Source organism: Saccharibacillus sacchari, from assembly GCF_037722395.1.
Taxonomy (GTDB): Bacteria; Bacillota; Bacilli; order Paenibacillales; family Paenibacillaceae; genus Saccharibacillus; species Saccharibacillus sacchari_A.
Map to the genome: position 1 here is coordinate 262,985 of NZ_JBBKAR010000033.1, position 12,961 is coordinate 275,945.

Genomic DNA, 12,961 nt, shown 5'->3' on the forward strand with positions numbered 1-12,961 from the left:
GCGTTTGTTTTTGCGTCGCGGATAGAAAAGGGTAATCCTTCCAGATTACAGAACCAAACGAAGCGAAATTTTGAGTTGGCCGTTCTCCATTTTGACTTCGTTCACTTCGACCGGAGCAACCTGTTGGGGATAAAATCCCAGATCGTATTTTTGTTCAAGTTCCGTTCGAGTGCTTGCAGGAAGCTCCAGACCGTTAAACACCAGCCGATCTACATGGAACAAAACCGCATTTTGAGGTTCCGTTTCAAGCGTATACCGGCCTTCGATACGCAAAGTAAGCCGGTCTCGTCGACCTTCCGCAACAACAAGTCCGTCTTCAAAGCTGAAAGCAAAGTTTTCGAAGTCTGGATTCTGCGAGCGCAGGAACTCATTCAATTCTTGGTCCGTAAGCTCAATCGTATATCTCGTTCCCAGTCCGGATACTTTTAGCTTGCCGCTATCTTGCAAATAGTCCGGCAACTTGTTGCTGGCCGCGGCCAGTTCCGAGAAATATTCATCCACCTCGTACAGCCCTACATTATTCCAATACGTATTCAATTCCTCGGCGAGCCGATTTAAGCTTTCCGGATCGTCGCTCGTTAATAAGCCAGCATCAATATCCTGTTGGAGAGCAAGCAAGCGGCTACGTTGTTCCTCGATACCGCGTTTGACTTCTTCCAGGCGTGCGGAATTGGCTGCGAGTTGATCACGGCGTTTTTGCAACGTATCCGTATCTTCGCGAAAACCGATCAAAATGTTCTCGTCGTGGCGGAGAGCCAGGCGATAGTACGTATATAAACGGTTGAATTCGCCAAATGAACGAGCATTGAGTAGAGACAACAGGAAAGGCCTTTGCTGCTGCATATATTGGGTTCGAACGATAGTGCCTGTACGTTCCCGGTTTTCCGAGATCCGGGTTTCGAGCTGCTGCACTTCTTGGTTTAACTGTTCTTTTTGCTTGGATAGTTTATCTTGTTCCTCGGCAATTCGCTCGGTATCGCGCTGCAACTCGTTCAGGGACAACGTATCTTGAAGCAGCTTGCGTTGCTCTGGCGTCCATTCACCAGGCAGCGGTTCGGCGACGGCCGACTCAGCCAAGGGGACGCAGACGAGCACTGTCGCGAGCAGGCCGGCACATAGACGTTTTGACACAAAGGAACCCTCGCTTTCCGGCACGCCCTTGGCGCTTTTTTTGAAACCTGATCATGATGAGTTCTCTGCTATGGTAAAATAATGACTTATAACAGGTTTTTCTTAATTTAATTATACGGCTGACGGTTACAGGCGTAAACCACGTCAGAAAGTTGCGTCGATCGGCAAGGGGGATTAGAGTGCGAGTTGAAGTTATTGGTGGTGGGGCGCTCGGCTTGTTATTTGCAGCGGCGGCGGCAAAAGGCGGAGCAGAGGTCGTGTTATATACCCGCACAACCGAACAGGCAAACAAAATTATGGATTCCGGTATTCAAGTCAATGGACCGACGGAAAAGGAAGTATGGAGTATAGGCTCTCCTGCTATCATAGCTGCCCATGCAATAGACCGTTTTTCAGAAGAGAAGGGGCAACCGCGTTGGATCGTGTTGGCTGTTAAGCAAAAACATCTGGATGCTTCATTGATCGCCAGGCTTCAAGCCAATGTTCGGGCAGAAGACCGACTTTTTTGTTTGCAAAACGGAGTGGGGCATATCGAACGCTTGACGGAGGCGTTACCGGAGGTTCCCGTCTATGCGGCTGTCACCACCGAGGGTGCGCGCAGACTTGATGCCGCCGCTGTGTTGCACGCAGGCAAAGGGAGCACCTTGTTTGGCAGGCTTGCTCCTGCTTGGCCAAAACCGTCGGCCAAGCAAGAGCAGGCGGAGAAAATGTTGGTTAAGGCCCTTGGCTTGGGAGGATTATCGCTGGCCGTGTCGAATGAAATCGAGATCGCGATGTATCGAAAATTGCTTATCAACGCTGTGATCAACCCTTTGACGGCTCTATGGAAGATTGAAAATGGTGCGTTACTCGAAAAAGAAGAGCGAATCAGATTCATGAGAGCCGTATTTGATGAAATTATGACGATCTATTCCGCTGCCGGAATCGAAGCGCCTATGACATGGTGGGAGGAATTATTGAGCGTTTGCCGGGCAACGGCCCACAATCGCTCTTCGATGCTGGAGGACGTAAGTCGGGGAGACCGGACAGAGGCGGCCTGGATCAGTGGAGGAGTCGTTGAACTTGCCAATCGTTCGGGCAAGCAGGCACCTGTCAATCAAACTCTTTTTTACCTCATCGAAGGGTTGAATGGATGGACATCGCGAATCTAAAATTCGTTCAAGCAGGAGGAATGATATGTTTCAAACGGTCTCCGGCGTGCTGATTACATTATGCGTTTTGCCTTTTGTACCGTTCATACTCGTCTATGCAATTAGTGCGTTACGCAAAGAACCGAAGGAACAATCATTCCAGCGAGCCATGGATTTTACGACGCCTTTTTTGATTTTTGCGGTCTCGGCTCTTTATAATTACGTATTCGATTCTTCGATAGGGTTCTATGTCGTGCTGTTGATCCTGCTGATTATTCTCGGATTGCTTGGGAGCGCCCAAAATCGTAAGCGGGGGCGTATAGAGCCGGGACGTTTGGCAAAAGGGTTTTGGCGGCTAGGTTTTCTGTTGTTGGCTCCCTGTTATATGCTGCTGGGGATTTTTGGGTTTATCATGCACATCTTAAAAAGCTGACACAGTTATGTTACATAAGGAAAACATAAATAAAAATAAAACCGGCTTTTTTGCCGGAAAATCAAGGTTTGAGACAGGAAATGTGACAGAAACAGAGCGAAAATTGAAAAAAAGCGCAAAATTCTGAAAAAAGGTTATAGATTTTTTTTACGGTGCGGGGTATAATCAATAAAAAAATTAATCTTTTTTTAGGGGGAAAGTTGCAGGATGAAAAAGAAAAGCTGGATGATGCTTCTGACGCTGGTTCTTGTAATCGGCACGGTTCTCGCGGCATGCGGAAGCGCCGAAGAGACAACTACTACGGATTCGGGTACACCAACCGAAACCACGACAGGTGAAGGTACAACTACCGAACCTGCTACCGATGCCAACCTGGCAGCTGACCAAACCCTGCACCTGAACCTGAGTGCAGAGCCGCCAACACTTGATCCGGCACAAGCTCAAGACAGCCAAGCCAACACTGCGCTGCGCTTCATGTATGAAGGTCTCGCGACAATCGACGCTGACGGCAACCCTGCTCCAGGCGCTGCTGAAAGCTGGGATATTTCGGAAGACGGCCTGACTTACACATTCCACATGCGTCAAGGCGCAACATGGAACAACGGCGATCCTGTTACGGCAAACGATTTCGTATTTGCTTGGCAGCGTGCGCTGAGCCCGGAAACTGTTCCGGCTCCAGTCTATGCCTACCAACTGTACTACATCAAAGGTGCTGAAGACTTCAACACTGGCAAAACAACAGACTTCTCGACTGTAGGCGTTAAAGCCGTCGACGAGAACACGCTGGAAGTAACGCTGGCAAACCCGACTCCTTACTTCTTGGGTCTGACTTCGTTCTATACGTACTATCCGGTTCACCAAGCAACAGTTGAAGGCAACGAAGCTTGGGCGGCTGACGCAAGCACAATGGTAACTAACGGACCGTTCACCCTGACAACCTGGACTACAGGTTCGGAAATGGGTTGGACGAAAAACGATAAGTACTGGGATGCTGCAAACATCAAGCTGACTAACGTTACAGCTTCGATCGTAAACAGCGGCGCTACTGAAACGGCTTCTTACCAAGGTGGAGAAATTGATTATGCGGGCGCGCCTACCGGTGAAATCCCAACTGACCAAATTCAACCGCTGTCCGAGCAACTGAAAGACGAATTCAAACTGACGGATATCGCTTCGACTTACTACTATGAGTTCAACACAAAAGAAGCACCGTTCAACAATGCTAAAATCCGTAAAGCCTTTGCAATGGCAATCGATCGTCAATCCCTGATCGATAACGTTACAAAAGCAGGCCAAACTCCTGCATTCGGTTTCGTTCCGACTTCGATCGCAGGTCTGAACAACCAATCGTTCCGCGATGAGCATTCCGACAAGGACTACTTCAAAGAAGACGCGGCAGCAGCAAAAACATTGCTTGAAGAAGGTATGAAAGAAGAAGGCATTACAACGCTTCCTTCGATCACATTGCTCTACAACACAAGCGAAAACCACCAAAAGCTGGCTCTGGCTGTAGCTGATATGTGGAAAACCAACCTGGGCGTAGAGATCCAAACGAAAAACGAAGAATGGTCCGTATTCCTTGAAAGCAGAAAAACGGGTAACTTCCAAATCGCTCGTGCTGGTTGGTCTGCCGACTACAACGATCCTATGACATTCATGGATATGTTCGTGACTGGCGGCGGTAACAACAACACTGGTTTCGCAAACAAAGAGTATGACGCTCTGATCGACGCAGCTTACAAAGGCGGTAACGATCCGGAGAAACGTATGCAGGATATGGCTGCCGCAGAAAAAATTCTGGTTGGCGACAACATGGTTATCATGCCTGTTTACTACTACACTCAAGCATCGCTCACTAAGCCTTACCTGAAAGGCGTAACAACAGACTTCTCCGGTGCAATCAACTTCACTCGCGCTTACCTGGAAGAACACTAAGATTTCTGGTTTTTAGTTAGGAAGCCCCAAGTTAATAACAGCTCGGGATATATATGGAAACACATATATATCCCGATTTTTTTGCATGTTCGTCAAACTTCCATTTTTGCTCTTGCTTAACCAGTAAATAGGGTTGAAAATAATGAATGTGCAATTATAAATCAGGTAGGTTACTATTAGGCAGAATGAACAAGGAGGAGAGGTTCGCAGATGGCACGCTATGTAACCAGTAAGCTTCTATATACGTTGCTTTCGCTGTTTATTTTGATCACAGCGACATTTTTCTTGATGAAAGCAATTCCGGGCGATCCATTCATGTCCGAAAAAGAAGTTCCCGCTCCAATTCGAGCAAGACTCGAAGCCCAGTACGGTCTTGATAAGCCTGTGATGACTCAGTATGTGAATTATCTCGGTAATATCGTACAAGGCGATCTTGGCATCTCGATGAAAAAACTGAACCAGGAAGTCGGCAATATTATCGGTCAAACATTCGGCGTTTCGCTTCGTTTGGGCTTGATCGCAGTTGTTGTATCGACGATTGTCGGGGTGGCTTTAGGGCTACTTGCTGCTTTGTATCACAGGAAATTCATCGACAGTTTAGTTATGGTGCTAGCCGTCATCGGGATAGCCGTGCCAAGTTTTGTTATGGCATCGCTGCTCCAATATTTATTTGGTCTTGAACTCAAGTTGCTGCCGATTACCGGTCTCAGAAGTCCGCTTGGTTATGTTCTGCCGGTCGTAGCGCTGTCTGCAGGTCCGATCGCGTACATTGCACGGCTTACGCGTTCGAGCATGCTGGAAGTTCTGAATGCCGATTATATCAAAACGGCTAAGGCCAAAGGCCTGAAATGGCCCGCGATTCTTTGGAAGCACGTTATTCGTAACGGGATTCTGCCAGTCGTAACTTACGTTGGACCTATGACAGCTAACATCATCACCGGTTCTGTAGTCGTGGAACGCATCTTCGGTATCGGCGGTATCGGTAAAGTATTTGTCGACAGTATCACCAACCGCGACTACACCTTGATTATGGGTATTACTCTTTTCTACGGTATCATTTTGATGGCCGCGCGCTTTATCACCGATATCGTTTACGTACTCGTCGATCCACGAATCAAACTGACATCGGGCAAGGAGGGCTAAGCAAGTGGCGAATGACAACATCACAAACAAGCAGTCTCTTCCCGTTGTTACGGCGAACGATTTCGAGCCTGTTAACATCAATGAACGCGAATCTGAAGTCATCAAGCGCGAGAGCCTAACGGCTTGGCGCGATACTTGGGAACGCCTGCGTCGCAATAAGGTTGCGATGAGCGGTCTCGTGGCGCTGGTGGTTATCATCATCGCATCGATCTTTGGGCCTTACGTGGCTTACTGGGTACACGGCTACGACTATCAAACGAATGATCTGATGGCAACCAACCAAAAGCCTTCGGCTTTGCACTGGTTCGGTACCGATGATCTGGGCCGCGATATGTTCGTTCGGACATGGTCCGGCGCACGGATTTCCTTGATCGTCGGTGTCGCTGCGGCACTGATCGACTTGTTTATCGGGGTTATCTACGGCGGAATCATGGGTTACTTCGGTGGCCGCGTAGACACGATCATGAATAAATTCTCCGAAGTTCTGTACGCGATTCCTTACCTGCTGGTTACGATCCTGCTGCTGGTTGTTTTCGAGCCAAGCTTGGGTACGATCATTCTGGCGTTGACGATTACAGGCTGGATTAACATGTCCTGGATCGTTCGCGGTGAAATTATGAAACTGAAAAACCGCGAATACGTTCTGGCTTCCCGTTCGATGGGGGCAGGCACAGGCCGACTGTTGTTCCGTCACCTTCTGCCAAATGCGAGCGGTCCGATCATCGTTACGTTGACTTTGTCGGTTCCAAACGCGATCTTTGCCGAGTCCTTCCTGAGCTTCCTCGGTCTGGGTGTACAAGCGCCGATCTCGTCCCTCGGTTCGATGGTCGAAAACGCGCTGACAGGCTGGATGTACTACCCTTGGCGGATGTTGTTCCCAGCAGTTCTGATCAGTATTATCATGCTGGCGTTCAACCTGCTGGGAGACGGACTGCGCGACGCACTCGATCCGTCGCTTAAAAACAAATAATTCGCAGATTTTATAAAGAAGGAGGCGTCAGCCATGGGAGTAATGACAGGAAAGAACCTGATCGAAGTTGAAGGGCTAAAAAAGTATTTTAATGTAGGCGGCGGGAAAGTGCTCAAAGCGGTCGACAACCTGAACTTCTTTATTCGCGAAGGCGAGACGCTCGGAATGGTAGGCGAATCCGGTTGCGGTAAATCGACAGCCGGACGTACTATTCTTCGGTTGTACGAACCAACCGGAGGCAGCGTTCGTTTTAACGGCACGGATATTTACAAACTGTCCCCGGGTAAAATGAAGGCGATGCGTCGCGATATGCAAATGATCTTCCAGGACCCTTATGCTTCGCTGAATCCGCGCTTTACGGTATCGGATATCATTGGCGAAGCGTTGGATATTCATAAAATGGCAGGTAGCTCGGGCGAGCGCAAAAAGCGTATCGAAGAACTGCTTGACCTGGTAGGTCTGAATACGGATCACGCCACGCGTTATCCGCATGAATTCTCCGGCGGACAACGTCAACGGATCGGGATTGCCCGCGCCTTGGCGGTTAATCCTAAATTCATCATCTGCGATGAGCCGATCTCTGCCCTTGACGTATCGATTCAGGCACAGGTGGTTAACTTGTTGCAGGAGCTTCAAGACCGTCTTGGCCTGACTTACCTGTTCATCGCGCACGATCTGTCGATGGTCAAGCATATCAGTGACCGCGTAGCGGTTATGTATTTGGGTAAAATGGTCGAATTGGCTGACAGCGAAGAATTGTACAGCAATCCGATCCACCCGTACACCAAGTCGCTGCTGTCCGCGATTCCGGTTCCGGACCCGGAAATCGAATCGCAGAAAAAGCGTATCTTGATGTCCGCTGAAGGCGGCGGTCCGATTCGTTCGGCCGACGAAAAAACCGAAGAAACGTCGCTGGTCGAAGTTTCGCCGGGACACTGGGTTGCTATGCCTCATTGAGCTGATCCTGAGCAAATTAAGCTCCACCGCCTGTTCGAACGGATGTCGTTCGAACAGGCGGTTTTTTATTTTTTTGGCACAAAGGGTCAATCTGTCTTATCAAAAATAACTTTCTTCCGAAAAGGATGAAAGTTATTTTGACGACTTGGGAACGATTGGGTACAATCAAGAAGGGTTTAAGCAGATCGCAGACAGGAGGCAAGGCCAGACATGAATGTCATTCCGCAGGCGCTTCGCAAGGGTTCGGCCTTGGGAGAAGATTACGTGCGTGGGCAACATGCACATGAACTATACGAATACGATTTACAAAGCGATCAATCGCTTCAACGTCGCGCTGAATGGCTGGATGTCTCTCATCGCCCGCGTGTTGACCGCAACGCGCTGGTAGAGGTGCTGACGTCTTACAACGCGACATATAACGATGATCCGGCTGTGCGTGAATCGTTGGAGAAATTAAAGGGCGAGCAGTCGCTCGTCGTCGTAGGTGGGCAGCAGAGCGGATTGTTTACCGGTTCACTGCTCGTTGTATATAAGGCGGCAACGATCGTACACGCTGCCCGTGTGGCTTCCCAAAAGCTGGGTCGCGAGGTTGTGCCGGTATTTTGGATTGCCGGCGAAGATCATGACTGGGATGAAGCCGATCATACTTATGTGCTGACCTCAGAGCTTGAAGTACGCAGACTGCGCATGGAATCTTGGCATGACGGGAAATCTTCGGTCAGCCAGGTTACTGTGTCGAAAGAAAAATGGGAACAAGCCATTACGGAGCTGGAGCTTGTATTGGCGGACTCCGAATTCAAAGCAGAGATTTTAGAGCTGTTGCGCCGCGAACTTGTAGAGGCATTGAACCTCAGCGAAGGCTTTGCCAGATTGGTGGGCCGTCTGTTCGGTCGTTACGGTCTTGTATTGGTTGATTCCGCCGATCCGGCACTGCGCGCGCTCGAACGTCCGATGTTTAAGCAGTTGATTGAACGCAATGACGAATTTGAACAGGCGTATCTGACTGCGGCCGCACGAATAGAAGAGGTCGGCTACGAGCAGCAGGCTCAAGCCGTAGAAGGCGCAGCGAACCTGTTTTATATCCATGACGGCCAGCGTTTATTGTTGTATAAGCAGGACGGCAAATTCATGGATCGTCGCGGAACGGTGATTTTTACCAAAGAAGAGTTGCTGGATCTATTGGAACGATGTCCCGAGCGATTCAGCAATAACGTCTTGACCCGTCCGTTGATGCAGGATTATTTGTTCCCGGTGCTTCAAGCGGTGTTGGGACTGGGCGAGATTGCGTACTGGGCAGGCACAAAGGACGGATTCAAAGTCGCAGGTATGCAAATGCCGATTTTGCTACCGCGGATGTCGTTCACGCTGCTTGATCCGGTAACGAAGAAGCATATGCAGCAATACGGTTTAACTTTCGAAGACGTGATGGAGCGTTTCGAATCTCGAAAAGAAGCTTGGTTGGCGGAGCAGGATAAGCTGGGCATGGACGAATTGTTTGAACAGGTAAAAGCCGAATTTGAACGGTTGTACGCACCCGTGATTGGACGTCTGAGCGAACTTCAACCCGGTTTATCCAATCTTGGGGAGAGAAACCAGGTGAAGATCGTGGATCAAATCGCCTTTTTACAGACTAAAACCAAGCAGACCATCGCCCAGCAAAACGAAGCGGAGCTGCGTAGGTGGGAACGGATGTACAAAACGCTATTCCCGCTGGATCGTCCGCAAGAACGTGTCTATACCGTCTTTTATATGCTGAACCGCTATGGCTTGGATTGGATCGATTCGCTGATGAGTATCGAGCCCGATTTGACAGGTGGGCATCGGATTATCGAAGTATAAGCATCCCCTATCAAAGAAACAGGAGGGATACGATGAGTTCATTGGCTAAACAAAACAGCATTATTGCGGATATCGATCTCGCGCCCGAAGGTCGTTTGAAGATTGAATGGGCGGCGGCGCATATGCCTGTGTTGAATCGTATTCGGGAGCAGTTCGAGCAGGATCAACCTTTTAAAGGACTGAAAGTATCCGTATGTCTGCATCTCGAAGCGAAAACGGCGTATCTGGCGAAGGTCATTCAAGCCGGCGGAGCCGAAGTGACGATTACGGGCAGCAATCCTTTATCGACCCAGGACGATGTATGCGCGGCATTGGTCGAAGACGGCATTACCGTATACGCGAAATACCAACCGGCTCCGGGAGAGCTTAAAGCATTGAATATCAAAGCGCTGGAAGCCAAGCCGGATCTGATCATCGACGACGGCGGCGATTTGGCGACCATTTTGCACGGCGAGCGCCCCGAACTGCTGGAAACGATTCGCGGGGGCGCGGAAGAAACGACGACGGGCATCATCAAGCTTCGCTCGTTGGAAAACGAAGGCACGCTGAAGCTCCCGATGGTCGGCGTCAACGACGCATTCTGCAAATCGCTGTTCGACAACCGTTACGGCACGGGACAGTCGGCGTGGGACGGTATTATGCGTACAACCAACTTGATCGTGGCGGGGAAAACGGTTGTCGTGGTCGGCTACGGTTGGTGCGGCAAAGGGATGGCGATGCGCGCGCGTGGATTGGGAGCGAATGTCATCGTCACCGAAATCGATCCGATCAAAGCGGTTGAAGCCCACATGGAAGGTTTCCGCGTCATGACAATGAAAGAAGCGGCTCCGCTGGGCGACTTCTTTATTACGGTAACCGGAAACAAAGCCGTGATCGCGGGCGAACATTTCGACGTGATGAAAGACGGGGCCATTTTGTCCAACGCCGGTCATTTCGATGTGGAAGTCAATAAACCGGATATGGAAGAACGTTCGGAATCGATCCGCACAGTACGCAAAAACATTGAGGAATACCGATTCAAAGACGGACGTAAAATCTATCTGTTGGCCGAAGGCCGACTCGTGAACCTGGGAGCGGCTGACGGCCACCCGGCGGAAATCATGGACATGACGTTCGCGTTGCAGGCGTTGTCGCTTCGTTACGTGAATGAACATTACCAGGAGATCGGCAATCATATGATCAAAGTTCCGTTCGAACTGGACGAGCAGGTGGCGCGCTACAAATTGGAAAGCATGGGCATTCAAATCGACGAATTGAGCGATATGCAGAAAAAATACCTGCAAAGCTGGAACGTGTAAGGGATTAAATTTTGCCATGCAGTACGTAAATGTTCAGGCCGTTTTTCCCCGAGAATGGGAGAAGCGGCCTGATTTTTTATGAAAAGGAAAAACAAATTCGAAAAAAACGTCAAATTCGGCGAAAAATCGTGAAATTTGCGGAAGGACTTTGATTTTGCTCGTCGAATCTATTATGCTGTAAGTGGTGGAAAGTGGTATGAAGTGGAGGAGAAAAGGCGAGGAGTGGTCAACCGATGTTTATGGGGGAATACAAACATAACATCGACGACAAAGGTCGGATGATTATGCCGGCCAAATTCCGCGATAAATTGGGTACATCCTGCGTGATTACGCGCGGATTGGACCAATGTCTTTTCGTTTACTCCGAGCAGGAGTGGGAACTTCTCGAACGCAAGCTGAATAACCTGCCCCTGATGAAGTCTGATGCCAGAGCGTTTACCCGGTTTTTTTTCTCGGGTGCGGCAGAGTGCGAATGGGATAAGCAGGGAAGAGCAAACTTACCCGCCAATTTGCGCGAATACGCACAATTGGACAAAGAATGCGTCGTGATTGGCGCAGGAAGCCGGGTAGAGATTTGGAGCCGAGACAACTGGGACCGATATTACCAACAGTCCGAAGAGTCTTTCGGCGATATTGCGGAGAAGCTATCCGATTTCGATATTGATTTTTAACAAACCTATTTATTAATTCGACAGTGTAAGTCTGGGGGATACGAAATTGTTTCATCACATCACGGTACTGAAGGAAGAAGCGGTCGCGGGGCTGAACATCAAGCCGAACGGCATTTACGTGGATTGCACGCTCGGCGGAGCGGGACACAGCGCTTTGATCGCGTCGAAGCTCGGGGAAGGCGGCCGTCTGATCGCTTTGGACCAAGACGATTGGGCGCTCGACAACGCGCGCGAGAAGCTTGCGGCGTACGGGGAAGCCGTCACGCTGGTCAAAACCAATTTCCGGGAATTGGAGCATGCGCTCAAGCAGGCCGGCGTTCCGCTGGACGAAGAAGGCAATCCGCAAGTCGACGGTTTTTTGTTTGACCTTGGTGTTTCTTCGCCTCAATTTGACGAAGCATCTCGAGGATTCAGTTATAATCACGAAGCGCCGCTCGATATGCGCATGGACCGTTCTTCCGAGCTGACGGCGAAAATCATCGTCAACGAATGGCCGGAAGAAGACATTGCACGCATTTTGTACCGTTACGGCGAAGAAAAGTTTTCGCGCCGCATCGCAGGCAAGATCGGACAGCATCGAGCGAAACAGCCGATCGAGACGACGACGGAGCTTGCCGAGATTATCAAGGAAGGCATTCCGGCTGCGGCAAGAAGAACGGGCGGTCATCCGGCCAAGCGCAGTTTCCAAGCTTTGCGTATTGCGGTTAACGATGAACTGTCCGCTTTTGAAGATGCTTTACATGCTTCGGTAAAATGTTTGGCTAAGGATGGCAGGGTGAGCGTGATCACCTTCCACTCGCTCGAAGACAGAATCTGTAAACAGATTTTACTTGGCTATACCGGCAAAAACGTTGCTCCTCCCGGATTCCCGGTGGAAGTCTACGAAGGTCCGAATAGTATCAAGTTGATCAATCGCAAGCCGATCCTGCCTTCGGACGAAGAAATCGAACAAAACCCGAGAGCGCGTTCGGCCAAGCTTAGAGTGGCGGAAAAACTGAAATAACACCAATTCTTAAACGAGGAGACTGGTCAATGGCACAGACACGCGGAAATCTGGCGATCCGGGAACGGGAGAAGCAGCAAACTTCACAGCAATACCGGCAAAAGACAACGGTAGTGACCCGCCGAGTCGAGCTCCCTATGCGGGAAAAGATGCTTTATCTGGCCAGCGTTTTGGTCGCGGTCGCCTTGTGCAGCATTGTGGCATGGCGATATGTACATATCTATGACCTGAACCATCAGATCGCGTCGGTTCAAAGCGAGACGAATCAGATCAACAAAGATATCGCGCAGGCACAGCGGGATCAACAGGAACTGCGCCAGGATATCGTACCGAAAGCCCTCGCTTTGGGTCTTGTCCAAGCGACAGAGAACGAGCCGATCTTCGTTGATCGCCAAAGCGGCGAAGAATCACAAGCGCCGGCAGCGGACACGGATAATTAGACGTTCATTAC

The 12,961-nt window shown here is 49.9% G+C and carries 12 protein-coding genes; 11 read left to right on the forward strand and 1 reads right to left on the reverse strand.

Annotated features, from left to right (window positions below; genetic code table 11):
* Positions 1-45: 45 nt before the first annotated feature.
* The gene (locus tag WKI47_RS10075) at positions 46-1,131 is read right to left on the reverse strand and encodes a hypothetical protein (protein ID WP_340227004.1); all 1,086 of its coding nucleotides are present in this window, start codon (positions 1,129-1,131) and stop codon (positions 46-48) included.
* A 179-nt stretch (positions 1,132-1,310) separates the two neighbouring features.
* Here WKI47_RS10075 and WKI47_RS10080 point away from each other — a divergent pair, with 179 nt between their 5' ends.
* From WKI47_RS10080 to WKI47_RS10130, 11 genes are all read left to right on the forward strand, one after another.
* Entirely contained in the window at positions 1,311-2,282 is a 972-nt protein-coding gene (locus tag WKI47_RS10080) for a ketopantoate reductase family protein (protein ID WP_340227005.1), read from the forward strand.
* Positions 2,283-2,307: 25 nt separating this feature from the next.
* Positions 2,308-2,694: a DUF3397 domain-containing protein gene (locus WKI47_RS10085; RefSeq protein WP_340227006.1), complete on the forward strand. Its 387-nt coding sequence runs from the start codon at positions 2,308-2,310 to the stop codon at positions 2,692-2,694.
* Between the two features lie 207 nt (positions 2,695-2,901).
* Complete coding sequence (locus WKI47_RS10090; protein ID WP_340227007.1) at positions 2,902-4,629, forward strand: peptide ABC transporter substrate-binding protein; 1,728 nt, start codon at positions 2,902-2,904, stop codon at positions 4,627-4,629.
* Between the two features lie 210 nt (positions 4,630-4,839).
* Positions 4,840-5,772, forward strand: a complete 933-nt coding sequence (locus WKI47_RS10095; protein ID WP_340227008.1) for an ABC transporter permease — start codon at positions 4,840-4,842, stop codon at positions 5,770-5,772.
* A gap of 4 nt (positions 5,773-5,776) precedes the next feature.
* Positions 5,777-6,742: an ABC transporter permease gene (locus tag WKI47_RS10100; protein ID WP_425355450.1), complete on the forward strand. Its 966-nt coding sequence runs from the start codon at positions 5,777-5,779 to the stop codon at positions 6,740-6,742.
* 42 nt (positions 6,743-6,784) lie between these two features.
* Entirely contained in the window at positions 6,785-7,699 is a 915-nt protein-coding gene (locus tag WKI47_RS10105; RefSeq protein WP_340227505.1) for an ABC transporter ATP-binding protein, read from the forward strand.
* 210 nt (positions 7,700-7,909) lie between these two features.
* Positions 7,910-9,538 (forward strand): bacillithiol biosynthesis cysteine-adding enzyme BshC, encoded by a 1,629-nt coding sequence (gene bshC / locus WKI47_RS10110; RefSeq protein ID WP_340227009.1) that lies wholly within the window; start codon positions 7,910-7,912, stop codon positions 9,536-9,538.
* A 32-nt stretch (positions 9,539-9,570) separates the two neighbouring features.
* Positions 9,571-10,836: an adenosylhomocysteinase gene (locus WKI47_RS10115; protein ID WP_340227010.1), complete on the forward strand. Its 1,266-nt coding sequence runs from the start codon at positions 9,571-9,573 to the stop codon at positions 10,834-10,836.
* Between the two features lie 233 nt (positions 10,837-11,069).
* Entirely contained in the window at positions 11,070-11,507 is a 438-nt protein-coding gene (gene mraZ, locus WKI47_RS10120) for a division/cell wall cluster transcriptional repressor MraZ (RefSeq protein ID WP_340227011.1), read from the forward strand.
* Between the two features lie 46 nt (positions 11,508-11,553).
* A complete protein-coding gene (rsmH, locus tag WKI47_RS10125) occupies positions 11,554-12,510 on the forward strand; it encodes a 16S rRNA (cytosine(1402)-N(4))-methyltransferase RsmH (RefSeq protein ID WP_340227012.1) in 957 nt (318 codons plus the stop codon).
* Between the two features lie 29 nt (positions 12,511-12,539).
* Positions 12,540-12,950 carry a hypothetical protein gene (locus WKI47_RS10130; protein ID WP_340227013.1) on the forward strand — a complete coding sequence of 137 codons (411 nt, stop codon included), beginning with the start codon at positions 12,540-12,542 and terminating at the stop codon, positions 12,948-12,950.
* Positions 12,951-12,961 lie beyond the last annotated feature (11 nt).

What these genes read in the sequence shown, in the direction of transcription:
- WKI47_RS10090 (WP_340227007.1), top strand. Translation starts at nt 2,902, where the DNA reads ATGAAAAAGAAAAGCTGGATGATGCTTCTGACGCTGGTTCTTGTAATC.
- WKI47_RS10115 (WP_340227010.1), top strand. Translation starts at nt 9,571, where the DNA reads ATGAGTTCATTGGCTAAACAAAACAGCATTATTGCGGATATCGATCTC.
- WKI47_RS10095 (WP_340227008.1), top strand. Translation starts at nt 4,840, where the DNA reads ATGGCACGCTATGTAACCAGTAAGCTTCTATATACGTTGCTTTCGCTG.
- WKI47_RS10130 (WP_340227013.1), top strand. Translation starts at nt 12,540, where the DNA reads ATGGCACAGACACGCGGAAATCTGGCGATCCGGGAACGGGAGAAGCAG.
- WKI47_RS10105 (WP_340227505.1), top strand. Translation starts at nt 6,785, where the DNA reads ATGACAGGAAAGAACCTGATCGAAGTTGAAGGGCTAAAAAAGTATTTT.
- WKI47_RS10085 (WP_340227006.1), top strand. Translation starts at nt 2,308, where the DNA reads ATGTTTCAAACGGTCTCCGGCGTGCTGATTACATTATGCGTTTTGCCT.
- mraZ (WP_340227011.1), top strand. Translation starts at nt 11,070, where the DNA reads ATGTTTATGGGGGAATACAAACATAACATCGACGACAAAGGTCGGATG.
- bshC (WP_340227009.1), top strand. Translation starts at nt 7,910, where the DNA reads ATGAATGTCATTCCGCAGGCGCTTCGCAAGGGTTCGGCCTTGGGAGAA.